The sequence below is a fragment of the Ruegeria sp. AU67 genome (genome assembly GCF_900312795.1).
GTDB classification, from domain to species: Bacteria; Pseudomonadota; Alphaproteobacteria; order Rhodobacterales; family Rhodobacteraceae; genus Ruegeria; species Ruegeria atlantica.
Window position 1 is genome coordinate 1 of record NZ_OMPH01000002.1, and the last position, 25,676, is coordinate 25,676.

At 55.2% G+C, this 25,676-nt stretch carries 28 protein-coding genes and 1 tRNA gene; 13 read left to right on the forward strand and 16 right to left on the reverse strand.

Going from position 1 to position 25,676, the window contains the following annotated elements; all coding sequences use genetic code 11:
• From DK510_RS00185 to DK510_RS00195, 3 genes are all read right to left on the reverse strand, one after another.
• Positions 1-313: DDE-type integrase/transposase/recombinase (locus DK510_RS00185; RefSeq protein WP_160116409.1), on the reverse strand; the 313-nt coding region annotated here is incomplete at its 3' end.
• 100 nt (positions 314-413) lie between these two features.
• Positions 414-1,121, reverse strand: coding sequence for an IS6 family transposase (locus DK510_RS00190; RefSeq protein WP_109310399.1), 708 nt, complete (start codon positions 1,119-1,121; stop codon positions 414-416).
• Between the two features lie 92 nt (positions 1,122-1,213).
• The gene (locus DK510_RS00195; protein ID WP_109310400.1) at positions 1,214-1,810 is read right to left on the reverse strand and encodes a TetR/AcrR family transcriptional regulator; all 597 of its coding nucleotides are present in this window, start codon (positions 1,808-1,810) and stop codon (positions 1,214-1,216) included.
• A 129-nt stretch (positions 1,811-1,939) separates the two neighbouring features.
• Between DK510_RS00195 and DK510_RS00200 the strand changes: the two genes are divergently transcribed.
• The gene (locus tag DK510_RS00200; RefSeq protein WP_109310401.1) at positions 1,940-2,386 is read left to right on the forward strand and encodes a DUF4345 family protein; all 447 of its coding nucleotides are present in this window, start codon (positions 1,940-1,942) and stop codon (positions 2,384-2,386) included.
• 187 nt (positions 2,387-2,573) lie between these two features.
• Here the strand turns inward: DK510_RS00200 and DK510_RS00205 are convergent, their stop codons facing one another.
• The 5 genes from DK510_RS00205 to DK510_RS00225 all read right to left on the reverse strand — a co-directional run bounded on the left by DK510_RS00205 (position 2,574) and on the right by DK510_RS00225 (position 8,146).
• Positions 2,574-3,281: an IS6 family transposase gene (locus tag DK510_RS00205; RefSeq protein WP_109310402.1), complete on the reverse strand. Its 708-nt coding sequence runs from the start codon at positions 3,279-3,281 to the stop codon at positions 2,574-2,576.
• A 77-nt stretch (positions 3,282-3,358) separates the two neighbouring features.
• Positions 3,359-4,123 (reverse strand): glycoside hydrolase family 108 protein, encoded by a 765-nt coding sequence (locus DK510_RS00210; RefSeq protein WP_109310403.1) that lies wholly within the window; start codon positions 4,121-4,123, stop codon positions 3,359-3,361.
• 269 nt (positions 4,124-4,392) lie between these two features.
• A complete protein-coding gene (locus tag DK510_RS00215; RefSeq protein WP_109310404.1) occupies positions 4,393-5,559 on the reverse strand; it encodes a hypothetical protein in 1,167 nt (388 codons plus the stop codon).
• A gap of 346 nt (positions 5,560-5,905) precedes the next feature.
• Positions 5,906-6,703, reverse strand: a complete 798-nt coding sequence (locus DK510_RS00220; RefSeq protein ID WP_109310405.1) for a DUF3299 domain-containing protein — start codon at positions 6,701-6,703, stop codon at positions 5,906-5,908.
• Between the two features lie 105 nt (positions 6,704-6,808).
• Complete coding sequence (locus tag DK510_RS00225; protein ID WP_109310406.1) at positions 6,809-8,146, reverse strand: amidohydrolase family protein; 1,338 nt, start codon at positions 8,144-8,146, stop codon at positions 6,809-6,811.
• A gap of 1,168 nt (positions 8,147-9,314) precedes the next feature.
• On the opposite strand from DK510_RS00225, the gene DK510_RS00230 reads away from it, so the two are divergent.
• Both DK510_RS00230 and DK510_RS00235 read left to right on the forward strand, forming a co-directional pair.
• Complete coding sequence (locus tag DK510_RS00230; protein ID WP_109310407.1) at positions 9,315-9,659, forward strand: potassium channel family protein; 345 nt, start codon at positions 9,315-9,317, stop codon at positions 9,657-9,659.
• 562 nt (positions 9,660-10,221) lie between these two features.
• Positions 10,222-10,476, forward strand: a complete 255-nt coding sequence (locus tag DK510_RS00235; RefSeq protein WP_109310408.1) for a hypothetical protein — start codon at positions 10,222-10,224, stop codon at positions 10,474-10,476.
• A 217-nt stretch (positions 10,477-10,693) separates the two neighbouring features.
• On the opposite strand, the gene DK510_RS00240 is transcribed toward DK510_RS00235, so the two are convergent.
• Entirely contained in the window at positions 10,694-11,404 is a 711-nt protein-coding gene (locus DK510_RS00240) for an SOS response-associated peptidase (protein WP_234998829.1), read from the reverse strand.
• Positions 11,405-11,488: 84 nt separating this feature from the next.
• On the opposite strand from DK510_RS00240, the gene DK510_RS00245 reads away from it, so the two are divergent.
• A complete protein-coding gene (locus DK510_RS00245) occupies positions 11,489-11,719 on the forward strand; it encodes a hypothetical protein (protein ID WP_160116410.1) in 231 nt (76 codons plus the stop codon).
• Positions 11,720-11,822: 103 nt separating this feature from the next.
• Here DK510_RS00245 and DK510_RS00250 read toward each other — a convergent pair whose 3' ends face one another.
• Entirely contained in the window at positions 11,823-12,530 is a 708-nt protein-coding gene (locus DK510_RS00250) for an IS6 family transposase (RefSeq protein ID WP_109310411.1), read from the reverse strand.
• A gap of 68 nt (positions 12,531-12,598) precedes the next feature.
• On the opposite strand from DK510_RS00250, the gene DK510_RS00255 reads away from it, so the two are divergent.
• On the forward strand, positions 12,599-12,877 hold the full coding sequence (locus DK510_RS00255; RefSeq protein WP_160116411.1) for a hypothetical protein: 279 nt from the start codon (positions 12,599-12,601) through the stop codon (positions 12,875-12,877).
• Between the two features lie 375 nt (positions 12,878-13,252).
• Here DK510_RS00255 and DK510_RS00260 read toward each other — a convergent pair.
• A tRNA-Ser gene (locus DK510_RS00260) sits at positions 13,253-13,342 on the reverse strand.
• 202 nt (positions 13,343-13,544) lie between these two features.
• On the opposite strand from DK510_RS00260, the gene DK510_RS00265 reads away from it, so the two are divergent.
• The 8 genes from DK510_RS00265 to DK510_RS00300 all read left to right on the forward strand — a co-directional run bounded on the left by DK510_RS00265 (position 13,545) and on the right by DK510_RS00300 (position 21,176).
• Positions 13,545-14,879, forward strand: coding sequence for an SPOR domain-containing protein (locus DK510_RS00265; RefSeq protein WP_109310455.1), 1,335 nt, complete (start codon positions 13,545-13,547; stop codon positions 14,877-14,879).
• A 16-nt stretch (positions 14,880-14,895) separates the two neighbouring features.
• Positions 14,896-16,062 carry a D-alanyl-D-alanine carboxypeptidase family protein gene (locus DK510_RS00270; protein WP_108861555.1) on the forward strand — a complete coding sequence of 389 codons (1,167 nt, stop codon included), beginning with the start codon at positions 14,896-14,898 and terminating at the stop codon, positions 16,060-16,062.
• A complete protein-coding gene (gene tmk, locus DK510_RS00275) occupies positions 16,059-16,685 on the forward strand; it encodes a dTMP kinase (protein WP_109310413.1) in 627 nt (208 codons plus the stop codon). The genes DK510_RS00270 and tmk overlap by 4 nt, the downstream gene beginning before the upstream one ends.
• Before the next feature lie 7 nt (positions 16,686-16,692).
• Positions 16,693-17,814, forward strand: coding sequence for a DNA polymerase III subunit delta' (locus DK510_RS00280; protein ID WP_109310414.1), 1,122 nt, complete (start codon positions 16,693-16,695; stop codon positions 17,812-17,814).
• A complete protein-coding gene (locus DK510_RS00285; protein ID WP_109310415.1) occupies positions 17,811-18,617 on the forward strand; it encodes a TatD family hydrolase in 807 nt (268 codons plus the stop codon). The genes DK510_RS00280 and DK510_RS00285 overlap by 4 nt, the downstream gene beginning before the upstream one ends.
• The gene (locus DK510_RS00290) at positions 18,614-19,411 is read left to right on the forward strand and encodes an MBL fold metallo-hydrolase (protein ID WP_109310416.1); all 798 of its coding nucleotides are present in this window, start codon (positions 18,614-18,616) and stop codon (positions 19,409-19,411) included. Before DK510_RS00285 ends, DK510_RS00290 begins: the two co-directional genes overlap by 4 nt.
• Positions 19,412-19,474: 63 nt before the next feature.
• Positions 19,475-20,407, forward strand: a complete 933-nt coding sequence (locus DK510_RS00295) for an AEC family transporter (protein ID WP_109310417.1) — start codon at positions 19,475-19,477, stop codon at positions 20,405-20,407.
• 70 nt (positions 20,408-20,477) lie between these two features.
• On the forward strand, positions 20,478-21,176 hold the full coding sequence (locus DK510_RS00300) for a CbiX/SirB N-terminal domain-containing protein (protein ID WP_109310418.1): 699 nt from the start codon (positions 20,478-20,480) through the stop codon (positions 21,174-21,176).
• 31 nt (positions 21,177-21,207) lie between these two features.
• Here the strand turns inward: DK510_RS00300 and DK510_RS00305 are convergent, their stop codons facing one another.
• The 5 genes from DK510_RS00305 to DK510_RS00325 all read right to left on the reverse strand — a co-directional run bounded on the left by DK510_RS00305 (position 21,208) and on the right by DK510_RS00325 (position 25,602).
• On the reverse strand, positions 21,208-22,218 hold the full coding sequence (locus tag DK510_RS00305; protein WP_109310419.1) for a GGDEF domain-containing protein: 1,011 nt from the start codon (positions 22,216-22,218) through the stop codon (positions 21,208-21,210).
• Complete coding sequence (locus DK510_RS00310; RefSeq protein ID WP_109310420.1) at positions 22,215-22,802, reverse strand: heme NO-binding domain-containing protein; 588 nt, start codon at positions 22,800-22,802, stop codon at positions 22,215-22,217. Before DK510_RS00310 ends, DK510_RS00305 begins: the two co-directional genes overlap by 4 nt.
• Before the next feature lie 120 nt (positions 22,803-22,922).
• Complete coding sequence (locus DK510_RS00315) at positions 22,923-24,482, reverse strand: trimethylamine methyltransferase family protein (protein ID WP_109310421.1); 1,560 nt, start codon at positions 24,480-24,482, stop codon at positions 22,923-22,925.
• A gap of 120 nt (positions 24,483-24,602) precedes the next feature.
• Positions 24,603-25,295, reverse strand: a complete 693-nt coding sequence (locus DK510_RS00320; RefSeq protein ID WP_109310422.1) for an HAD family hydrolase — start codon at positions 25,293-25,295, stop codon at positions 24,603-24,605.
• A 25-nt stretch (positions 25,296-25,320) separates the two neighbouring features.
• On the reverse strand, positions 25,321-25,602 hold the full coding sequence (locus tag DK510_RS00325; protein WP_109310423.1) for a DUF3572 domain-containing protein: 282 nt from the start codon (positions 25,600-25,602) through the stop codon (positions 25,321-25,323).
• Positions 25,603-25,676 lie beyond the last annotated feature (74 nt).

A 25,676-nucleotide genomic window follows, 5' to 3' on the forward strand; every position in this document is an offset into this window, starting at 1 on the left:
CTTCGTGATCCACAGCCCGCCATAGGTAGTGCGTCTCGCCATTGATCTTCACGAAGACCTCGTCCAGATGCCACTGCCAGTTCGAATAAGATCGCATCCGATTGACCCTGTTTCTGCGGATCTCTGCTGCGAATATCGGGCCAAATCTGTTCCACCAATAACGCACAGTTTCGTGGCTGATCTCGATGCCGCGCTCGTGCAAAAGATCTTCAACATTGCGAAGCGAAAGCGGAAACCGAACATACATCATGACGGCCAGACGAATGATCTCGGGGCTCGTCTTGAAGTAGCGAAAAGGGCTGCGTTTTGTCATCCTGCGACGCTAAGTGCTCGCCCTGCCCGCCTCAATAAGTTTCTTCTGGTGCTGTCAGACGAATTCGAATCAGTCTCAGTTTGCCGCAGAAACCGTGAACCTATCCGGAACAAAGTTGACGCCACTCGCTAAGTGCGGCGGCGCGGGTCAGCTTGAAGGTGTCTCGGCTGGCTAGCGATCTTTCCTGGTTGAAGTGGTTGTATACGGAGGAATGGACGGAAGCGAATTTCTGTAAACTTCGCATGCGCCTGAAACGTTGCATAGCGCGTTCGCGTCGTCGAAACGGCAGGTGCGAATTCTCAACACGGTTATTGAGCCATCTGCCCGTCATTTGCTTTTCCAACGCACCCAAGTCTCTGAGCGCCGCCTTGTAGGATGCAAAGCGATCTGTGACTACTTCTTCAGCTTTGCCGTGGCGTTTCACTAATTTCTTAAGAAATTTCAACGCTGCAGCTTTGTTTCGGCGTTTGGTAACAATCGCTTCCAGCACTTCACCTTCGTGATCGACCGCACGCCAGAGATAGTGGCGTTTGCCATTCACCTTCACAAAGACCTCGTCCACGTGCCACTTCCATTTTGAAAAGGCTCGGAGTTGCTGAACACGCTTTCGTCTGATCTCGGCAGCAAACATTGGGCCAAACCTGTTCCACCAATATCGGACAGTTTCGTGGCTCACGTCGATGCCTCGCTCATGCAGCAGATCTTCGACATTCCGAAGCGAGAGTGGAAACCGAATATACAGCATCACCGCCAAGCGGATGATCTCAGGACTGGTTTTGAAGTACTTGAAGGTGGCAGGTTTGGTCATTCCTAAATGCTATGCACCCGCCCTGCCCCGCTCAAGCAAAGTTCTTCTGACAAGACCGTACGAAAGTCAGCGTTTCATCATTGTAAACTGGTTTATTCAATGATGCTCGTAAGTAATTGCTCGGTCATTGATGTCGCGTCAGCCCATGGGTAATCGGGGATCGTATTCACACACAGAGCGATACCGATCATTCCGGATATGAGCGTGTCAGTGCTCATTTTGACTTCATGGTCTTCCAGAAGAACCTCTTTGATCAAACTCGAAAACATCCGGAAGTGGGCCAAGGTTTCTTCGTCCATTACGAACGCACTGACATCCGCCCGCGTTACGTTAGTGGACATAAAGACCAATCGAAAATGATCAGGGTGATCAATCCAATAATTGACAAAGGTTTGTGCGGCTGACCGCAGCCGTTCACGCGGGCCAACGACCGACTTCAGCTTCGTCTCGATGTCCCGAGACATGTCCCGAAGCACGTCTGCCCATAGGTATCGTAGAATATCCGTCTTGCCCTCGAAATGCGCATAGATCGTCATCGGCGCGCATCCGACCTCCTTGGCCAAACGGCGAATTGACACCGCTCCGAAGCCTTCCGCTCGGTAAATCTCGAGCGCGTGTTTCCCGATCTTTGATCGAAACTCTTGAATTTCAGCCTTACTGCGGGTTGGCCTGCCAGCGGTTCTAGCCATGGTTGGGCCCTTTCAGATTTATTTTAGTACGCGTCCCAAATAATGTTTGCTTTGTCAAGATTGTATTATTATATAGCACGCGTACCAAATAATAATCACCCTACTGGGCACGCATTTAGGAAAAGTGAAATGAACAAGATAAACCTACTGAACTTTATTGTTGTGATCATTGGTGTTGCCATCATCTTTCTGGGATTGAATATCGGCCTAGGCGGGATCAAGACGCTGGGATGGCAATCAACGCGTGATTTTGTTGCGATTACAGATGCCGCGACATTTCATGCCCAAGACAGCCACATACGGTTCATTGGCGGGGTTTGGTTTGGCGTCGGTGCAGTGTTCGTAGTTGGTGGCTTTGCAATGCACAGGTTTCGTTCAACCTTGATTACTCTGTCGGCTATGATCGCGATCGCGGGCCTGTTTCGACTAAGCGGCATGGACACCGAAGTAATCTTCAGCGCAGCCGTTGCTCCGTCACTGACATTTGAGCTGGTTGGTTTTCCGCTGCTTGCTTGGTGGCTGATGACGTCCGGCAAGCGAGACGCACAGATTATCAAGGGTGTGCAATCCCAATAGCGGGCATTTGCTCGATGGACTTGGACGTCGGCTTCGTCCGCAACTCGGTCATAGCACCATCGGACCTCGCTGCGAGCGGGCCCAATGTCCGCTTTTCTTGCTGCTATGCAGCGCGTAGCCAAGGCGCTCAGCTTGGTGCTGTCAGACTAATTCGAACCAGTCTCAGTTTGCCGTGGAAACCGTGAACCTATCCGGAACAAAGTTGACGCCACTCGGCGAGAGCGGCGGTGCGTGTCAGTTTGAAGGTGTCTCGGCTGGCGAGCGATCTTTCCTGGTTGAAGTGGTTGTAGACGGAGGAATGGACGGATGCGAATTTCTGCAAACTTCGCATGCGCCTGAAACGTTGCATGGCGCGTTCGCGTCGTCGAAACGGGAGGTGCGAATTCTCGACGCGGTTATTGAGCCACCTGCCCGTCTGATGTTTTTCGGTAGCACCAAGCTCTCTGAGAGCGGCCCGATACGATGCGAAGCGGTCCGTCACAATCTCTTCCGCACAGCCATGGCGCTTCATCAATTTCTTGAGGAATTTCAGCGCTGCAGTTTTGTTTCGGCGTTTGGTGACGACTGCTTCCAGCACTTCGCCTTCGTGATCAACGGCCCGCCAAAGATAGTGACGCTTGCCATTCACCTTCACGAAAACCTCGTCCAGGTGCCACTTCCATTTAGAGAATGCGCGCAGTTGCTGAACACGCTTCCGCCTTATCTCAGCAGCAAACATCGGGCCAAACCTGTTCCACCAATATCGGACAGTTTCGTGGCTCACGTCGATGCCTCGCTCGTGCAACAAATCTTCGACATTCCGAAGCGAGAGCGGGAAACGGATGTACAGCATCACCGCAAGACGGATGATCTCTGGGCTGGTTTTGAAATACTTGAAAGAGGCAGGTCTGGTCATGGGCAAAAGCTACGCAACCACCCTGCCCCACTCAAGCAAAGTTCTTCTGACAAGACCTTTTCGACAACCACCACGGTTTAGCCATTGGTCATTTCCTCCAATTTCTTACGGTAAGCATCCGCCCGGCGCGCGTGCTGCGCTGCGTTCAGGGCAAGGATCAGGGTGCAAACGGTCAGAACGCCGATAACGGACCACAAGACCCATTGCGGCAGATCAACCAGCAGTGCACCGCCGCCGCCCACTGGGGCCGCGCGTGCGCCTTTGGCCTGCGTGGCGCGGGCTTTCTGGGCTTTGTCGGCCTCAACCTTCACACGCTCGGGTGATTGCGTGGCCATGGCGACAGCTTCGGCCTCTGTATCTGCCACACGACGGGCCCAACCGCGCCCGAACGTCGACCATGTCCGCAACTTGTGCAGGAACCCCATGCGCGCGGCGCAGGCCCGCTGAATGACTTCGACCCGATCGATAACATTGATAGCCGCGCCAAGCGTTCCACGGCCAATGACCCCGTCAACCGTGACACCCAAGGCGGTTTGCAGCCATTTTGCACCGCGCGACGGGCCAGAGTTCACAGCGCCATCCAGCGCCACCACGTCCAGCCCTTGAGGCAGTTCATCGCCTTTGACCTTGTTCCAATAGCGAAGCCGATAGATTTGCCCGGCTTGGTTCTTGGTCAGGGCTTTTACCTCAGCCTTGGTGACCGCCCTGCCAAGAAACGCGGAAAGCGTCTTGCGGGTGATACCGTGGTTTGTCGCGCCGCCCGGATCCTTGGGGTGGTCGACATAGCCGCCTTCCCATTTCAGCACGTGCGCTAGGCAGGCTTCGAAGTTGTTCCGGCTCATAAATTGCGCTCCACTAAGGCATGCTTTGCCTCAGTGTCGCTTAGTCAATCTATGTAATCCTCTGGCGTTTCCCGGGCCCGCAATCGCCATCCCCGGCCACCAAGCAGACCTTCGCTACTAGTGCAGCAATAGGCCTTAGTGACGGCGGCAATGCACAGGAAGCGGACTTTGGATCAAAGGTGCAGTGTCTTGGAGGCGTGTACAGCAACTATGCGGACAAACCCGCCATCCACGTCAAGCTCTCCAATGTCTGCTTACAACATCGAGCCTCAGATACAGAGCACTGGCGGTAGCCATGTTTCCCGTAGCGGGGACTGGTCCGGTTTAACAAAAGTCACGCGGAAGCTCGTTACATTCCATTGGTACGCCAACAGAGCCGCGCCATGTTCCGAATTGCATAATGGTTTCCGCAGCCAGCTTGCTGCTTTGCGAGCGGCAGTGTTGCCAGTCCAAGTCCGGAACTCGTTCGGTCTTTTAACTTCAATTGTCAGCGTGATCATCTGATCTGAGATGGTGCCTTCGACAAAGCTAAAATCTCGCGACGGCTGTGTTTCAGAAATCGTAGTCAAGATGTCTTGGCCAGATTCCTTTAGTGCATTTTCTCGGCCACCGTCGTTTTTAATCCAGCGCTGAATCTGGAGGTAAGTTTGCAAGTTGGCCGAAGCTCGCCGCTTGGTCGGATTGCGCCGCCACCGCGATGCCACCTCGGACCCACTTTGTGGCAAAGCAAAAACGTAGTCGGATGACAGCTCGTAGGCATAGCTCTCAACGACACCTTCTGAGGCATCCACAACAATTACACATAAAATAAACTTGTCATCAGGTTGCGCAATCGTTGTTGCCCAAATGCGTGCTTCAGCATTACAGCGTTCTCGCGACAACGAAACTGGTTGATGATTAGGTGCACCCCAGAGGAACCCAATCACTGCTTTTGGAAACGCATCTTGGTCATAGACGCCGTCAAACCCATCAGGTTTCTGGGCAACAACACGGCAGACCACATAATTCGAGTAAGCGAGCGCGAGGTCTTTGTCATTCGTTAGTGCTTCGCCAAGATGCGGTTCTAAGCAAGAATTTCCTATGATGGGCGAAACATCCGGATGCTGAGGCCAGTCAGGGCGCATTGTTTCGAGCCAGAGATTCTGGGGGTTATCACCTGCAAATCTGAAGTCTTCAAGCATCCGTAACTGGTATGAAAACTCCTGAGTTCCATTGTGACCCGTCCGGTAACGGACATATGCGATAAGATGTGGGTCAACTGTTCCAGCAACCGGCTGGGCTCCAACCTCGATAATTGTATTTGCGATAGTTTCAGTACTGGAATTTTCAGTGCCCATCCAATTCGCACGAATGGGATCGAAGAACAGAACCAACGTGAGAATAAGCCCAACGACACAAATCAAGGCTGAGATCGAAACCGAGAATCTTATAAACATTTTGTATCACCGAAATGCACTTGCTTTCATGCCTAAGTAATGTTGGCCAGCAAGGCAATCACCCTTTGAGTGTGTTGCTCAACCCACCCAGATTGAAGCGGACATTGGTGCTAAGTCCAGCATCTGGTAAAATGGGCTCGCAGCCGTCGTTCTCTGCGGCGTGCTTCGACTGACACATTGAGCCCTTTGCGGTCGTTGCCCTTTAGTACGGGCGCTGCGGATGCATCCGGCAGGTCGCAGCCCAAAGCGGAAGTTCTATTATGCCTGATCTTTGTGGACGATTTGATGAACGGTCTCCGACTAAGTCGAAACGGTTGCGAACAAGCCCTAAATTAGCAGTCAGAATCTACTTGGTTCCATCATAGTGAACTTCCGAAGCTCTGGATGCGCTATACCTAGGAGCGCCTGACCCGCTATATCCGATTTTGGACGCCCGCTTTCGCACCGCATCTATCGGTAAGATTAAACCAGCCTTTAGAAGTTCATCCTCCGTTTCGACATTGCTTGCCTCCAGTTCGAAAGTTGCACGCATCGGAACGAACCCGTCAACAAGGTGCATGGTCCTTTCTGACGGCGAAATGGATATCTTGCCAGTGAGCCTGACAGGTTCATGTAAACGCTCCGGTAGCCAGTCCCCTGTCAGGCGTACGCGTACTAGCTGATTGGGGTTCGGGGGCGGTGTGTGGCTACACATGCCTCTTTCTGGGACAAGGTAGATGGTTTTGGTGCCATCAGGATCATCAGGGGCCGCCAAAGCATACCCTGACAAACGAATGACCTGACCATCAATTCGCGGATTTCCCGCCGTTGCGGCTTTCTTTCTGTTTTCCGCAACGATCCAGCGTTGTGATAGCAGCCAGTCGATATCTATACCGGCGTCAATCAGCAGGCCTTCAGCACTCGTCAATCTAGCTTCGAGGCCCTGACGCGTTTTGTCTGAGAGAGAATTGGACTCCAAGTTTGATTTCAATCTTACCGTTTCAATAAGACTGCCCAATTGATCGGCCGATAGACTCTTGAATGGGTCATCGTACTCTTGAGAGGATTGGTCGATTAAGTCGGACCATTCCTGGTACTCAATTTCCGCTAATGCAGTCGAGCCGACAATAAGGTACGAGAACAAAAAAAACAGAATTTTGCGCATTTGACTTTCCTTTCTCCGGCATACGGTGTCGGAGCGTCATTGAGAGCTTTGCCTTTGACACCCATCACCCGCACCCAAAAAGTCCCGGCCATTAAACGAAGATAGCTAAAGATCGTTCTTATATACCGTCCCGTCTTTCATTATCAGGACAAAGTTTTTGCCCGGATCGCCGACAAGTTCGAGATTTTCCAGCGGGTTGCCGTCAACTAAGATCAGGTCAGCATAGGCACCTTGCTCTATAACTCCCAGTGCACCTTCCTGGTAAGGGTGCCGGGGACCGCTAAGCTCAAGTAAACGAGCGTTTTCCGAAGTAGCAATTTTCAAAGTTTCGTAAGGCGTGAACCACGTTCCCAACCGAACCAAGTAATCGCTTTGTTGATAGGCTTTTGAAGCATCAAGAAGTTGGTCTGTTCCAAAAGCTATATTGACACCAATCTCGGCGGCCATCGGATAAAGTGAATCTACCGCATCAGTAACTTGCTTCCACTTTTTTGCGCTGACAGGGCTGTCCCAAACCATATCATCATTGAACATGGGTTGCGGGCTCAGCCACACATCGTTCTCTTTCATCAATTTTAGAGTATCCTCAGAAGCGAAGAACCCGTGTTCGATGCTTTTCACTCCCGCCTCTACCGATGTACGAATTCCTCTGTCCGTCATGACGTGCGCTAACGCATATGTGTTAAAGTTTGTGGCCTCTTCAACGACTGCCTCGATTTCATCGACAGAATATTCGCTCACGTCCAGTGGGTCATACTGAGATGAAACGCCTCCACCGGTTGTGATTTTCACTTGGGTTGCACCCATCTTTAGAATCTCGCGGGTTCTTTTTCTTACCTCCGGTACTCCGTCCGACACCATGGCCATCATATTTCTTTCCCAGTAGCTCAATTCGGACGCAGAACTTCTCGGGTTTTCGAGAATACTATGGAAATCTGCGTGACCTGATGTCTGACTCATGAATGGGCCGGAAGGTAGAATGCGGTGACCTGGATACTCGCCTGAATCGATAAGCTTTTTGATAGAAAATGAGTTTCCGCCGGGGTCCCTGACAGTTGTAAAACCACGCATTAGAGTTTCCTGTGCTCCAGTCATGCTTCGAATGGCTACTTCTGCCATATCGCCCTGGTTCATCACGAGTACAGCTGCTGGCGTGTATGCATAAGTCGTGTGCCAGTGTACGTCGATAAGTCCGGGGATCATGGTGCGCCCACCGCCGTCAATTACCGTCGCGCCATCTGCATCTATGGGATCAGTCGAAATCGCCGTTATTAGGTTACCCTCAACCAACACATTAGCGTTTTCTATGCGTGTTTCGTTGACCCCATCAAACACGTGTACGTTTGTGAACAGTGTTTTTTCAGTGCCTTCTTGAGCGTAGGCCGGAACCGCGACACAGACTGCAAAAGACGACAGAATAGTTGAATAGAGAAAGTTCCGCATATCCTACTCCATTTGGGACACATCGACTTATTATATTTGTTTGTAACTCATCATAGTGTTGTATCGAGAAAATTCGGTATGAAAAATTTAAAGGCCAAAGTGCAAAGCGATCTGAAAACCTTCTCTACAACTGTGCGCCAAGCGATGTCTGGGCATGTTTTCAATGGTAGTGTTGTGCAATAGGGACCAGGTGGAGACGAAGGCAAAATTTCTGGCGTCAAAATCGGGCAATCTCGACTTTCGAGAATGTGTTTTGAACCAAAGGCTCTGGTGAGCACCGCACAAAGCAAAGACCATGCCAATTTTACAGCGCCCATCATCGCGTCCGAGCTGTGGTCGGTAAATGGTTTTTAACTGGATCAGCGTTCCGTTTTCATCAACATTCGAGCGGACGAAAGCGAAGTGATCGCGAGCGGGCGAAATTCACTGTGCGGTCGCGTTCCAGCCAACTTGTTTCATAGAGAACTGTGCGTAGTCGGTGGAGAGAGCCTTGCTTGTCGAATGAGCTCGACGGTTGTCTTTAAGCTGTCACGGAGAACACATTTGGCGCTGGTGCAAACGCTCGGATGGGTGATGGCACAATCCAACTTAGGAAACAGCCAGTCTGCACTGCAACTGCACATGGCAAAGATACTAGCCATTTCATTCGCCTTAGCCTCATCACACTGCAACGTCATTCCTGACAGCCAAGCCCGGAAATCTAGCTTGGTCAGGCAGGCACGAGAAATACACGCCTCCAATGACCAACGAAGAACGTCTGTTGCAGACATCTGTCAAAAGCTCGATATCAGCGCCCCAACACTTATCGCTGCATTTCGCAGTGTTTTGATGAGACGCCCTCGCGTTTTTTGCCCTTCAAAGGCTGTCAAAAGTTCATGATAAACTCTCAGTGTTGCAAAGTGAGAGAAGCGCTATAAAACAAGCGGCACTGACCAATGGGTTCTCTGATCTCGGTCGCTTCGGAAGCTACTACAAGAGCATTTATTGTGCGCTGCCGTCTGAATTTCATCGGAAAAATAAATACGACGATAGGGAATAAACCAAAGTAGTCGCTTTACCAAAACTGTTACCCCAGCAAGAGATTGCAGCATGCAGCGAGTGAAATCCTTGACGAGAACAGGCTTGGGATCAAAAATTGCCACATCAGCCCCAAGGATCGGACGCAGAAATGCTCGCACTTTATCTCAATTTTTACAGGCTCTTAAAAGCAATTGTCAGGTCTTGGAGCAGTCCACGGTTTCGTGGCGCACTCGTATTGGCAATCCTTCTGCTGCTTTCAGGGACAGTATTCTACGCTGGCGTGGAAGGCTGGTCCTGGGTAGACGCTCTATATTTCAGCGCGACAACCATTTCCACCGTAGGGCTCAGTGACCTCACACCTGCAACCGATTTGGGCAAGCTTTTCACGGTTGTCTACATATTTGCGGGTGTTGGCGTCTTCATAACTCTTTTTGTTCAGTTTACTAACGCCTTGCTTCGAGATTACGAAGATGCGGAAAGAGTAGAGGAGTAGTAAGTCGAAATTACTTTCATTTGCGCAGGAGAGTTTTCCGGCTGCCGCACTCCAGAGCACCTGAATTAGCGTCACGTAACCTTTTCGCTTACTTCTACGTGTTGACTAAGGATCTTTTGCGTAACTTTACAAAGCCCGCTTTCTGCGCATTGCCGCCGTTGCTGGGGTCCAGTGCTGCAAACGCAGCGAATGGCGGCTTGGTGGCCTTCTGACCAGTTCAGGCGTTGTGCAGCGAAGGACGGGAATGTCCGCATCACAGCCATTTGCTAGCCACGCGGGCGATGTCTGGTTTCCGTTGATTGAGGCTTGCTGCATGCGCGAAGCTCTACATGACTGTAGAGGTCCGGTAAGGGCTCAAACCAGTCATCTGACGGTTTCGGTTGGGCATCGGGCCAGTACAGACGGCATCAAGGTCGGCTGAGCGGGACTTAGCTGTCGTTGGTCTTCCGAGTTGCAATGACCGTTTTAAGTGTATTGACCCAGCACTCAGCCAGCATATTGCAGCTTACGAATTGTCATCTTAGGCTTTCCTGAACGCGGGCGGGGCTGTAGAGGTAACCGCATGTACTTCCAACTTTCAGCTTTACTTGCATCAACCCTGCGACGGGTAAAAGATGCGTATCTTTGGGTCACAGGTGGGTTTGTACGGCTCGTATTTGTGGTCTGCGCATTGCTTTTTGGAACGGGAATTGCGTTTATTATCGTACTGAATCTTGGTGGAAATTTTTTCTGGCAGCTCGGGGTGTTTGGGTTGGGAGCTGCGTCGACGTTACATTTTGCAATGAAAGTGGATAAGTTCCTGAGCTTAGACGAATAGATTTATGCTTAAACTGCCGTTCGCGCCCGCTGCAGCACCCGTCATTCTGGGCTCACAGCAGACTTCCGATCATTTCATTCGGACAATTGACGGGCACCTAGGCGGCCAAGGTCGGCAGTGCGCGGAGAGCAGACTAATGCACCCGCAGCTACCAGATCACTCGGCAACAGCGGCTTTGGGCTCGTAATGGCATTCAAAGGTCAGCAATAAAGAGCGATCATCCAACCGGATCTGATCGCTCGCCCTCACCAGTACGTATTATCCGCATCTGATCTGCAACGAATGGGTGCAGTAGTTTGAACGCCTCATCTGCGCTGCCGTTTATCCATTGGTCGTATGTTTCAGGTTTCAAGATGACCGGCATTCTCTGCGGGTGAATCGGTTTGACGATTTCGTTTGCTGTGGTGGTTATCACGGTAAAGGTTTCCGCTCTTTCCGAGCCTTCCTTCGTTTCGTACCGCGAAACCTGCCACATCCCCGCGAAGGCGAACGGAGGGCGGCTTTCATCGCCTGTCAGTGCAAACCAATGGTAAGTGGCCGGGTTGCGCCCCTTCGCCTCGCAAAACGAGCTGGCAGGCACCAAACAACGCCTTTTCTCAAAGCTTCCCTTCCAAAGTCCACTTGATCGCACCTTGTCATCACGAGCGTTGTTCCAGGCATTTGGCTGGATTATAGCGTCGGTCTTCTTTGATTTTTTGGTAGTGCGGAAACCCCAACTAAGCGGAACTAATTCGCGATCGCCATCTTTGTTTTTGCGGACAACTGGGGCCATGTGCTTCGGGAATATCGCAGGAAGGGGTTCTGCGTTTCCTAGCATGTCGCGTTCAGCCGGCACATCGAACAACTTCCGCATTGCGTCGGCAGGAATGGTGTTTGAATACAAGTTGCACATAGCATTAACGGTAAGCATCAAAAACCATTTGGACAAGTTGTGCCTGTTCGCTACTTGTTCCGCATGACATGGCCCAATCGAATCCCGTTTGACCTCCACAAAGAGCTAGAATCCCGTCCCGTGACGGACTGGGAAGCCGCGCTGCGCATCTGGGCAAAATCCCATGGTCTCAAGCTCAAAATCCAATGGTATCCGCAGTTACAGCGAACCATGAGTGATCTGCATTCCCGCCGGTACACGGCGAAACCTCAAGACTATTGGGCTGCGATCAAGGAATGGGTGGAACGCCATGACGTCCCTGCGCCAGAAAAGCTGCCGGGATGGCCGGAACCAGATACTGTGCGCTATTGAGTAGTCACGCGCTGGCCCAATTCTAATACGAGGCCATATGGGCTCTCTGCGGTGCTGTCAGACGAATTCGAACCAGTCTCAGTTTGCCACAGAAACCGTGAACCTATCCGGAACAAAGTTGACGCCACTCGGCAAGAGCGGCGGCGCGGGTCAGCTTGAAGGTGTCTCGGCTGGTCAGCGATCTTTCCTGGTTGAAGTGGTTGTAGACGGAGGAATGGACGGAGGCGAATTTCTGTAAACTTCGCATGCGCCTGAAACGCTGCATCGCGCGTTCGCGTCGTCGGAAAGGAAGGTGGGAATTCTCAACGCGGTTGTTGAGCCACCTGCCCGTCTGTTGTTTTTTGAGCACGCCCAGCTCTCTAAGCGCGGCTCTGTATGAGGCGAAGCGATCCGTCACTACGTTTTCCGCTTTACCGTGGCGCTTCATCAATTTCTTGAGGAATTTCAGTGCTGCAGCTTTGTTTCGGCGTTTGGTGACAACGGCCTCAAGCACTTCACCTTCGTGATCGACGGCACGCCAGAGATAGTGGCGTTTGCCGTTCACTTTCACGAAAACCTCGTCAACGTGCCACTTCCACCTTGAAAAGGCTCGGAGTTGCTGAACCCGTTTTCTTCGGATCTCTGATGCAAACATCGGGCCGAACCTGTTCCACCAGTATCGGACAGTTTCGTGGCTCACATCGATGCCTCGCTCATGAAGCAAATCTTCTACATTCCGAAGCGAGAGCGGGAAACGGATGTACAACATCACAGCGAGGCGGATGATCTCGGGACTGGTCTTAAAGTATTTGAAAGAGGTAGGTTTGGTCATGTGCAAAATCTACGCAACCGCCCTGCCCCGCTCAAGCCAAGTTCTTCTGACAAGACCTCGCCGGAGACATGGCACCCCAACCCGATCCCCACCTCCGGTCCATGCTGATCCGCGCCCATGGCTGGGCCCGTGATCTGAAAGCCGGGGTTCAACTGATGGAGATTGCACGCCGGGAAAGCATTCCCGGCGCTTTCATCCGTACCCGCGCCCAGCTCGCCTTTCTCTCACCGAAGATTCAGGCCGCGATTCTCGACGGCACCCAGCCGCCCGAACTCACACTCAAGCGTCTGGTCAGCGTTACCCACGCACTTGATTGGGCCGAACAGGAATGTCTGTTCGACTTTTGACACTTCAAGAACCGGCCTCCCTGATACAGGGTTCGCCCTCCCTGATCCGTGGGAACATTTCCCTGTTCGCTCAAGAAAATTCCCTGTTCCACCTTTTAGGGAATTTACTGCATAAACCTCTGAAAAACATACAGTTCTGATAGGGGAAACTCTGGGTTCCAGACCCATCTCACGAAAATTCCCTGCAAATTTCCGGGTATCAGGGAAATCCCGCCCAAAGCGACCCCGCCAAAATGCGCCACTGAGACTGAGGCCTGAATTGCGTTTTGAGTGTACGGTCTGCTCCGTCTCTGATTGAAAGCGCATGCGTCAACTCGCGGGAATTGCGGCACAATTCCGGGTCAGAAAACACAACTGAGGTGAGACGGGTATGGGTGGCGGGGAGACAGGGATTCGAACCCTGGGAACGCTCTCACGTTCAACGGTTTTCAAGACCGCCGCATTCGACCACTCTGCCACCTCCCCGCGTGGGGCCGGGTCTAAGGCCATCGCGAACCGGTGGCAAGACCAAATAGGGAATTCTTGCCGAAGCGCCCGCTGCGGTCTTTCCATGACACTTTGGCCGCGTTATGATCCGCAGGAAAGACCGAAGCAGGCTGGCAATACAGAACCAGCAATCGGCGGCGGGTCTCGGGAAACGAGGCCCAATCAGGCAAGGGATGACAAGATGAAGCGAGCGACAGAGACACGCGCACATCCGCGAGCGTTAGCGGCTTTGGCCGTTGTGTCCGTGGTTTTGGCTGGTTGCGATGAGGTGCTTTCCCCCGAAAATGTCTCGGCAGATACCCAGAGTTCCGAATCCGCACCAGACGGTCGGACCGACCTTTTCCCCACTCCAAGCGGAAGCCCGAAAGATGATGTCGAAGCGCCCGAGGTGTTTCAACTTTCTGAGCCCGGACTTTGGGACGGCCGCCCGTCTTTGGGCGGCATATGGGTTGCCCACCCGGATGTGACGCAGCCCGAACGTGTGCGCGTCAAAAACCCCAAAAACAATAAAACGATTACAGCCGCGTTGTTCCGTCGCGAAAGAAACCTGCCGGGTCCTGAACTGCAGCTTTCCTCTGCTGCGGCCGAAAAACTGGGCATTCTGGCTGGCGCGCCTACACAGGTTGATGTCGTCGCCCTGCGTCGCAAAGCGCCCGAGGCGAAACCTGAGCCGGTTGAAGAAAAGCCCGCAGCCGAAGAGATCCCTGTCGAAGAAACGCAAACCGCAGCAGCGGATGAGCCCAAGACCGACATCGCCGAAAGTGAGGCCGCAGAAGCTGAACAGCCAGCCAAGCTCAAGTGGTGGCAACGCAAAAAACCTGCGGCGGCGGCCGGCGCCGCGACTGCTGTAGCCGCAGATGCCGCGACCGACACGGCAACCGACACAGCGGCGGAAACAGCCGCCGAGGCGGTCGAAACCGTCACTGAGACTGAAGTACCGGCCAAGCCCAAATGGTGGCAGCGCAAGAAACCAGCCACGGCGGCCGTGGCCGCTGATGCCGTGACCGATACGGCGACCGACACAGCGACTGAGGTGGTCGAAACGACGGCAGAAGCAACATCATCGGCTTCACTGGTGGACCCAGAGGTTACCCCCCCGACTGAACAACCGGCCAAACGTAAATGGTGGCAAAAGAAAAAGCCCGATGAAATCACCGAAACGCCGCTGGACCCGATCGCGGGCGCGGCTGCGGCGATTGACGCGGCAGAACCCACACCGGCCGGAACCCCCTCTGCCGCAACAGCGGACGCATCGGCAGCTACGGCGGCTTCGGTATCGTCCTTGTCAAAACCGTTCGTCCAGGTCGGCACTTTCGGGGTTGAAACCAACGCCAATAGCGCTGCCAACAAGATCCGCCGCAACGGAATGCCTGCTGAGGTGCGAGAACTAACCTCGGACGGCAAAACGGTCTGGAGGGTCCTGGTCGGCCCAGCCACGTCGCGCTCGGAACGCAATGCAATGCAGCGCGATGTCAAAGACCTGGGCTTTAACGACGCGTTCACCGTCAAAAATTGAAACCTAGGAGGCCCCCATGCTGTCCTCACTGCGATCATCTGTTTTGACCCTCGGGCTGGCGCTGTTTGCCCTGCCCGCCCACGCTTTCGACACAACCGCCCGCGCGGCCTATGTGATCGATCAGACGACCGGAACGGTTCTGCTGTCGAAAGAAGCAGACCAGCCGCTGCCGCCTGCGTCGATGTCCAAACTGATGACGCTCTACGTCGCGTTTGAGGCGCTGCGAGATGGCCGCCTGACCCTGGGTGAAACCTTGCCCGTGTCGGAACACGCCATGAGTTATGGTGGCTCGACCATGTTCCTGAACACGCAGGATCGTGTCAGCGTCGAAGATCTGCTGCGCGGCATCATCGTATTGTCTGGCAACGACGCATGCGTGGTGATTGCCGAGGCGCTAAGCCCCGATGGGACCGAGGCCGGGTTTGCCCGCTACATGACACAGCGCGCCAAGCAGATGGGCATGGACAACTCGAACTTCGCCAACTCGAACGGATGGCCGGCGGCAGGCCACATGATGTCGGTCCATGACCTTGCCGTATTGGCCAACCGGCTGATCAGCGACTTTCCGGAATACTACCCACTGTTCGCTGAAGAAGAATTTGAATTTGATGGCCGTGCGCCGTCGAACAAACGCAACCGCAATCCGCTGCTGAAACTGGGGATCGGGGCCGACGGCCTGAAAACCGGGCACACGCAAGAGGCGGGTTACGGCCTTGTCGGCTCGGCCAAGCAAGGCGACCGTCGGGTTGTCTTTGTCCTGACCGGCCTCGATAGCACCGCCCGTCGCGCAGAGGAGGCTGAGGCCGTGGTTAACTGGTCGTTTCGCAATTTTGTCGAGAGGACCATTGCCGACGCCGAAACGCCGATAGCCGAAGCCCAGATTTGGATGGGCGCCGAAAAAACTGTTGGGCTGGTGCCCGAAGGGGATCTGACCTTGTTGTTCCCAGTTCTCAATGACAAGGACGTCAAAGCTGAGGTCGTCTACGAAGGTCCGATCAACGCGCCTGTGGAAAAGGGGCAGAAACTGGCTGAGCTGGTGATCACACCCGAAGGATTGCCCGAAATCCGTCGCCCACTGTTCGCGGCCAAAGACGTGCCTGTAGGCGGCTTTGTCGTGCGCATGAAAACCGTTGGCGGTATTGTTCTAGAAGACGTGATCGGCAATCCGCTGGAGGCGATGTGACGAAGGCAGGGTTGTTTCTGACCTTCGAAGGTATTGACGGGTCTGGAAAGTCATCACAAGCACGAATGCTTGCCGAACATTTGCGTGGCCTCGGTTACGATGTCGTTCTGACCCGCGAGCCCGGAGGATCTGCAGGCGCTGAAGAGATCCGAAGCCTTGTTCTGGAAGGTGACCCGGATCGCTGGTCTGCAGAGACGGAAATCCTGCTGTTTACGGCGGCCCGCCGGGATCATTTGGAACGCACGATCAGGCCAGCGCTGGCCGAGGGCAAAGTCGTGATCTGCGACCGCTTCGCCGACAGCACCCGCATGTATCAGGGCCTGTCGCGCGGCGATCTGCGGGGATTGGTCGATCAATTGCAAGACCTGATGATCGGGCGCGAACCCGACATGACCGTTTTGATCGACATGGACCCCGAAACCGGGCTGTCCCGCGCCAAGGGGCGTCAGGGAACAGAAGAACGGTTCGAAGATTTCGGGCTGGATCTGCAACAACAGATGCGTGCAGGGTTTCTGGCCCTTGCGAATGAGTATTCCGACCGTTTCCGCGTGGTTGATGGTAACCGGGACATGGACAGTGTTGCACAGGATGTGACAGATATCGTTCTGCAAGCTTTGCGATAGACGATAGATGAGCGACGACACCCCAACCCCGGATCAGGCACCCGGTGCCCCACACCCGCGCGAGACACTGCGCCTGTTTGGTCAGGACGCGGCGGAACAGGCTTTTCTAAGTGCCTATACCTCTGAGCGTCTGCACCACGGCTGGTTGATTACTGGTCCACGTGGGGTCGGCAAGGCGACGCTGGCCTGGCGGATCGCGCGATTTCTACTGGCAACACCTCCGACTGAGGATGACGGGCTATTTGGTGCACCGCCACCGCCCGATAGCCTTGAGATCGATCCTGAACACCCCGTCGCGCACCGTATTCAGGCTGGGGCCGAGCCCGGCTTGGCCGCAATTACCCGATCTCTGAACGATCAGGGGCGGTTGCGTAATGAGATTGTGGTTGATGATATCCGCAAGCTTGGCAAGTTCTTCGGCCTTTCCTCGACTGACGGTGGTCGCCGCGTTGTGATTGTGGATGCCGCGGATGAGATGAATGTCAGCGCCGCCAACGCGCTGTTGAAAATGCTCGAGGAGCCCCCGGCCCGCACCACCCTGCTGCTGATCTCGCACCAGCCGTCGCGTCTGTTGCCGACAATCCGGTCGCGGTGCCGGACACTGCGCCTGTCTCCGCTGGGATCTGAGAATATGGAAGCCGCGCTGATGCAGACCGGCACAGAAATGCCGGGACAGGCGGATCATTTGGCTGCACTGGCTGCCGGGTCCGTGGGTGATGCGGTGCGCCTGATAAACCTGGGCGGGCTTGAGATTTACGCCGAGCTGATCGCCATTCTGGGCACCCTGCCCCGAATGGACCGTCAGCGCGCGCTTGCCTTGGCCGAGGCTGCTGCCCAACGTGGCGCGGCCGAGCGGTTTGAACTGTTACTGACGTTGATCGACGTCGCCCTGTCCCGGCTTGCGCTGACCGGTGCAACCGGCGCGGCCCCGATGCCCGAGGCCGCTCCGAACGAGGCAGAAACCCTTGCCCGCCTGTCTGCCTCACCGCAGCAGGCCCGCAAATGGGCAGAGGTCGCTGCAGTGATCACCGCACGTGCGCGTCATGGGCAGGCGGTGAACCTTGACCCTGCCGCTCTGGTCCTAGATACGGTGTTCAAGATACAGGAAACCGCCGGTCAGAGCAGATGAGCAATACGCCCGAAATCACCGACAGCCATTGCCATCTGGACTTCCCCGATTTCGAAGGTCAGCTGGATCAGATCGTGGCCAATGCTGCCGAGGCTGGCGTGACCCGCATGGTAACAATTTGCACCCGCTTGCGGAACGAACCAACCGTCCGCGCCATCGCCGAGGCCCACGCGCCCGTCTTCTACGCGGCTGGAACGCACCCGATGAGTGCCGCTGATGAGCCGATGGCATCGGTCGATGAACTCGTCGCCTTGTCCCGGCACCCCAAATTTGCAGGTATCGGCGAAACCGGGCTGGATTATCACTATACCGCCGACAGCGCAGCGGTGCAGAAGCAATCCTTGCGGGTGCATATTGAGGCTGCCCAACGCACTGGCCTGCCTTTGATCATTCACGCCCGTGCCGCCGATGACGACATGGCCCGCATTCTGGCCCAGGAACACCGCAACGCGCCCTATTCCTGCGTGATGCACTGCTTTTCATCTTCTGCCGAACTGGCCAAAGCCGCCCTTGAGCTGGGGTTCTACTTGTCGATGTCCGGCATCGCGGCCTTTCCCAAAAGCCAAGAGCTTCGCGATATCTTTGCCAGCGCCCCGGTCGACCGCATCCTTGTTGAAACCGACGCGCCATACCTGGCCCCCCCCCCGTATCGCGGCAAACGGAACGAGCCCGCCTATACCGCCCACACAGCGCGCAAAGGGGCCGAGGTGTTTGGGATGGACTACGCCGATTTTGCTGCCCATACGCAGGCAAATTTTGACCGGTTGTTCACCAAAGCAGCGACCTACAAGGCGGCTGCATGACCGAATTGCGATGCACCATCCTTGGCTGCGGATCATCCGGCGGCGTCCCCCGGCTGGGCGGGCACTGGGGCGATTGCGACCCCAAGAACCCCAAAAACATCCGTCGCCGCTGTTCATTGCTGGTGGAACGGGACGGCCCGGACGGTACAACCTCGGTGCTGATCGACACCTCCCCCGACATGCGCAGCCAATTGCTCGATAGCGGGACCGGACGTCTGGATGGAGTTATCTACACCCATTCGCACGCCGATCACGTCCACGGCATCGATGACCTGCGTATGATTGTGTTCAATATGCGCGAGCGCGTGCCCGTGTGGGCCGATGGCGACACGCAGAACGCCTTGTTGGGACGGTTCGGTTACGCCTTTGTCCAGCCCGAAGGTTCACCCTACCCGCCAATCCTTGACCTGAAGTCCATCGACGGCCCGTTCGAGGTGGACGGCCCCGGAGGCCCGATCCCGTTCCAGCCATTCAAGGTCAACCACGGTTCGATCGACTCGCTTGGTTTCCGGATGGGCAACCTGGCGTACCTGCCGGATGTGGCGGATATCTACGACGAAGCCTGGGCGACGATGGAAGGATTGGATTGTCTAGTGATCGACGCGCTGCGTCGGAAACCTCACCCGACCCATGCGCATCTGGAAAGGACGCTGGGCTGGATCGAACGACTGAACCCCAAGCGCGCGGTCCTGACCAACATGCATATCGATCTGGACTATGCCACGGTTGATGCAGAAACTGCCGACAACATCACCCCAGCCTATGACGGAATGGTGATCCATCAGGCGCTATAAGACCCCACGCAATCGACCTGGGACGCAGCAATTTTGCGTCGGCCCAGCCTGCAAAGCGGTGCAATGCTTCAAAGTCTGATCGACGTCATTCTACCGGTTTTCCTTGTGATCGGAGCAGGTTATGCTTCGACCCGGTTGGGCTATTTCAAGGAAATCCACATCGATGGGTTGATGAAGTTCACCCAGGGCTTTGCAATCCCATGCCTTCTGTTCCTTGCAATCTCGCATCTGGATCTGAGTGCCAGTTTTGATCCCCGGCTTCTGGTCAGCTTCTACTCAGCAGCTGGCCTGTGTTTCACTGCTGGTCTGTTCGGTGCACGGTTGATCTTTGGCCGTGATTGGGAAGATTGCGTTGCCATCGGGTTTTGCTGTCTGTTCTCGAACTCTGTCCTTTTGGGACTGCCAATTACCGAACGCGCCTATGGCCCCGAAAACCTGACCGGCAACTATGCGATCATCGCCTTCCATTCACCCTTTTGCTACGGCGTTGGCATCACGGTGATGGAGGTTATTCGAAATCGCGGCCAAGGTGGCCCCCGCATGGTCAAATCCATTTTGTCGGCCATGTTCCGCAACGCACTGATCCTTGGCATCGCGCTGGGTTTTGCCGTGAACCTGTCGGGTATTGGCATACCTGCGGTCGTGGACGAAGCGCTGGGCCTTGTGACTCGCGCCGCCCTGCCCGGGGCGCTGTTCGCGCTTGGCGGAGTGCTTGTGAAGTACAAGCCCGAAGGTGACCTGCGCGCCATCGCCTTTGTCTGCGCGATTTCACTAATGCTGCATCCCAGTCTTGTCTGGTTATTCGGCTCAACAGTTGGTCTGCCGCAAGACCTGTTCCGCTCGGGCGTGCTGACGGCAGCGATGGCTCCCGGTTTTAATGCTTACATCTTTGCCAATATGTACGGACGGGCAAAACGGGTCGCGGCCTCGTCCGTTCTGGTCGGAACCGGCGTCTCGATCCTGACAGTCTGGTTTTGGCTGACATTATTGGGATAGCGTGACGTCCCACGGATTGACTTTGCACCAGCCGGACACACCTAACTGAAAAGCCACAGGATACTCCTAAATGCCGCACGCCCTGATCGTCGCCCACGGCCAACCCTCGGACCCGGCCCCTGCCGAAGCGTCGCTAGCTTCCTATGCGGCAGAGGTCGATGCGTATTGCGATGGCGTCAGCGTTCATTCAGCTACGCTTGCTGCGCCTGGAATGCTGGAGGCTCGTTTGGATGAACTGCCCGACGACACTGTCATCTATCCCCTTTTTATGGCCAAGGGGTGGTTCGTGACACGTGCGCTGCCCAAGCGTCTGGGTGATAGAAACATCCAAATTCTGGACCCGTTGGGCGTTGACCCAGAACTCCCCGCTTTGGCTGCGGGCGCGTTGCTGGATGCGCTATCGGGCAAGGGGTGGGACGCGGGCAAAACGGATCTGGTTCTGGCGGCACATGGATCGGGTCGCAGCCGCAATCCATCAGCTGTCGCCATTGAGTTTTCCAGGGAACTGGCCCGGTACGTGACCTTCCAATCCATCCGCGTCGGGTTTGTGGAAGAGGCCCCGTCCATTGCCGAAGCCGCGACCGGGGCTGGCGATCACTCTCTGTGCCTACCCTTCTTTGCCTGCACCGGCGGGCATGTTTTGGATGACGTGCCACAGGAGCTAGAGCGAGCGCGGTTCAAAGGCCACGTGATGCCGGTTGTCGGAGAGCTTCCCCCGATCAAGCGCCATATTGCGGAAATTCTGACACGGGCTATTGCGCTGGATTAACTTAAATACCCGCCCCGCGCGGATTCACAAGTCATTGAGAACTGGCCGGCTTCAGCCCAGTGGTCGCAAGTGCCGAGTACAGACAATGCCGCGAACGCCCCTGCCTCTTTGCCTCATACAGCGCCTGATCGGCTGCATTCAACAGTTCTGCCGCGTCCGGCGTGCCGAACAGCGTGGACAAGGCCGTTCCGATGCTGGCCGAAATCTTGCACGGGGCACCCTGAAACATCATGGGTTGACATAGCCTGCTGATCAGGCGCCCAGCTATTTTAGTCAGGACACTTTCGTCGACCAGGCCTTTGAAAATTATAACAAACTCATCACCACCGATCCGGGCGACCGTGTCCTCATTTCGTGTCTCTTCCACCATAATGCATGCGGCCTGTTGCAACACAAAGTCCCCCGCCGCATGGCCAAGGCGGTCGTTGACACTTTTGAAGAAATCCAAGTCCAAATGCATAAGCGCAAAAGCGCAATTGCCAGAGATCAGGTGGCCGAGAACCACATCCATCGCACGGCGGTTTTTCAACCCCGTCAACATGTCTGTCACCGCCTGTTCTTCAGCGGCCAGCATAGCTCCCTGCAGTCGCAGGTTCAGTGAGCGCGATGCCTCCATCGCGGCTGTTTTCGCCTCAACCAGGTACAGCAGTTCGATCGCCAGATCCGTGCCAGAGAAATCCGCGCTGGTCAGGGCATAGTCACGAACTGCATCCAGTATCGAAATCCCGAAGGACAGGTTGATGATGGCCCCGTTCCCCTTTGGCAAGGGCGCGATTAGCCCGGTCAGCGCGGTCCGAGGCTCGTCGTGAAATTTCAGATGCACTTTGCCACCGGCCAGAGACAGCAGCCCAGCAATCGTTGTAACTGTTCGTGGCCGAACCAGTTCAAAAACGTCCAGAAAACCGCGACCCCGCATCGGATGGACCGGGCGAAGCTTTTGCAGCGTTGGTCCTGCGTTTACGATCATGCCTTTGTCGTCCACCATCACGAACATGGGGCACAACGTGTCAAAAAGAGCCGAGAGTTCAAAGGCTTGCATCATGATTTGCGTGCCCCCAGATCGAAATGACGCCCTTCGGCGAACGCGCTTTCGATCAGAACGATCGTGATGACCTCAGCGTCGCCGGACTGCCCTTCATGCGACAGCATGGCCAATGCTCCATAATCGTCTGCAATTGCCCGTAATACGCCGACCATCACACTGGAATAGCCTGGCAGACAGGGGTAGCAGTACAAGTGATATTCTGCCGGTGACACCTCACACAACTCCAGCATTGGCAGACGCAGATCGGATACTGCAAGGCGGGCACGATCCGATAAGTCATCCAGCGAGTGCAGGAATTCGACATATGTCACACCGCCGAACCGAAGCAGTCGGCGCAAATCTTCCATATTGGGGTGTGACACCAGATAGGTTCCAAGATCCTCCAGTATCTCGGCCCGTGGACGATTCAGGTCAGCACATAACACGTCCAAAACCTGCGCGGTCATGGCGTCGTCATAAAGCAGCATTGCCTCAAACTCGGCAAAACCCAGGCCCGCAGCCTCGGTCACCCGCCGCCAGCAGGGTTGTCCATAAGTCGCGCAAACAAATGATTGTATTGCCCGATTGATCAGACCATGCATGAGATGCCCCAAATTGGTTACGCCCCAATCTGGACAGATAATCCTTAACAAATAGCCAAAAAACACGTTGCGGTGATGGCAATCCGACAGAGTCTCAATCTGGAAGTCACTGTTGTTACATTAGAAATCCGTCGGCGCGCCACCCTCGGCCTTTCGGCGGGCAACAAAGTCCTCCAACTCCTCGCGAATCCCGTCATCTATCGGCGGGGGCTCAAAGCTGGTTACGATTTCCTTGAACATGTGGTGGGCGCGCTCAGCCGTCCAGATACCACCTGCCACATCCCAACCTTCATAGTTTTTCCAATCACTCAGGAAGGGTTGGTAGAATGCGGTCGTGTAGCGGTCCTGGGTGTGTTGAATACCAAAGAAATGGCCATCGTTCCCGACAGACTTGATAGCATCCAGCGCGATTTCGTCCGGGCCAGTCGCTGTGATCTCGGGCTGCATGTATCGCTGGATTTGCTGCAGAATTTCACAATCCATAATGAATTTTTCGGGGCTCGCAATCAGCCCGCCCTCAAGCCATCCGGCCGCGTGATACACCATGTTGGTACCCGACTGCACAGCGGCCCAAAGTGAGTTCGACGTCTCCCAAACAGCTTGCCCATCGGGTACGTTCGCCGCACACACGCCCGAAGACCGCATCGGCAAACCATAGTATCTTGCCATTTGGCCGGTCATCTGGGTTGAGCGCATATATTCGGGCGTTCCAAATGCTGGTGCGCCGGATTTCATGTCAACGTTGGACGTGAACGTCCCGATAACACACGGAATTCCGGGCCGGACATATTGGAACAGCGCAATTGCGCACAGCGCCTCGGCTAGGGACTGCGCGACCGCACCAGCCATCGTAACCGGCGCCATCGCACCTGCCAGTGTGAACGGCGTCACGACAATCGCCTGCCCGCGCCGCGCTAGGCGCAGGCAGCCGTCAATCATCGGATGGTCGTGTTTCAATGGTGAGGTCGAGTTGATGTTGGTATACATCCGCGGGGTCGCTTCGAACTCTTCATGGCTGTGACCCCCAGCGATCCGCACCATTTCCATCACGTCCTCAACGCGTTCCTTACCCAGCGAATAGGCATGCATCGCCTTGTCGGTCAGCGTTAGCTTGTCATAGAGCACGTCCAGATGTCGGACGCTGGCGTGGATATCGACCGGTTCGACCGGATAGCCCCCCGCAAAGTGGATGCAGTTGAAGTACTGCGTCAGCTTCAGCAAATTCCGGCACATCTCGCGGTTTCCGGCCACCTTGGTACCAATCTCAAGATCCCAGTAGTTCGGAGGAGAAGACACGTTCCCGAACAGCAGGGTTTTGCCACCAACTTCAATCGTCTTGTCAGGATTTCGCGGCGTGATCGTGAACTTTGACGGCGCTTTGGCCACCATTTCCATCACAAAGTCACGACCCATGCGAACGTTGTCGCCATTGATCGTACAGCCTGCCTCTTTCATGATGCCAAGGGCTTCTTCGTTGTAGAACTCGATCCCGATCTCTTCGAGGATGCGCATGGCCCCCTCGTGGATTGCTTCGATTCCAGCTTGGTCCAGCGGTTCGGTGGGTTTGTCGGTATTGGTCGGCGGGTTCCACGGCATTTGGTCGATCACCGCGCTGCCCCTGCGCGCTGCAGCACCTGCCCGTCCCCCTCCGCGCCGTTTGCGAGTCTGTGTGTCAGCCATTGAATCCCTCCGGAACTTGCTTTCTTCAAGCAAGCCCTGAAGTCGGCCCAGTGGCCGCTCTGTCTGCGACAAGGTTTGTCGGTTTTATTACTTGGACAGTCGAATTCAGCCGAAGCTAGATCAGATTTCTGCCAACCAGGCGGGAATGTGACCGATGTCCGGCAGCACGACATCTGCCATCGGCGCGAGCGCTTCGGCCGGCGCCAACCCCGTCAGCACACCGATTGTGGTCATTCCGGCAGCTCGCCCGGCCTGCAGGTCATGCAGGCTGTCCCCTACCATCGCCACGCGCGACGGGTCGACACCAACATGGGTTGCAAAGGCAATCAATTGCCCGGGCCCGGGTTTGAACCCATGGCCGCTGTCGTAGCCAGCAACAAAATCGAAGTGGTCGCGAATCCCGACTGAGGCGAGATGTTGCAACGCAGGCATCTCCCCGTCATTCGTGGCTACACCCAGTTTTAGACCCAGCTGCCGCAAAGCATCGAGGAAGGGAACCAGAGGAACAGCCGGCGCCTGTGTCGCCGTAGCCGATTCCGTGTTCAGAATGTCGATCAGCTCATCGCTGGGCATATCCGGGAAATAGGGTGCAAGGGCTTCGGCGATCTCTTCAACGGTCCCCGCAATCACGATGCTGTCGTCAGCATATTCTTCCGAAACCGGATCAAACCCTATGGCCTGGCCCAGTTCGGCAGCCCGCTTTTGGTCGCCATCTGACAGCTTTTCCAACACGCTGCGCCCGAAACCACCCCATGTGTCCGCAAAGTCAAACAGTGTTCCGTCCTTGTCGAACAAGATCGCATCGATGGGCATTACATGCTCCTGTCAGTGGATTAAATCAGGTCCAGTGAACGTCGCCACCGGACAAAACAGCCCGCGCCTGACCCGGCAGGTCATAGGGCACGGAATTGGCGTCACAAAAGGCGATCACCCACGAATCGTCAAGCATCAAGAATTCAAGAACCGAATTCAGGAACTCCGGCTCTGATGCGCGAACCCGCAGATCCTCGGTGGATGCACCCGTCGAGCCCAAAAAGATCGGCAGCAATTCGTCATTCCCGACCAGCCAGCCGAGGACGTTCAGGGCAAGCGTTTCGGCGGATTGGGCGGTGATCGGCATAAAGAGGCCTCGAATATGCATTTGGAAAGGGTTTGTTAACCAGACTCATAAACACTTTGGCAACGCATGCAATC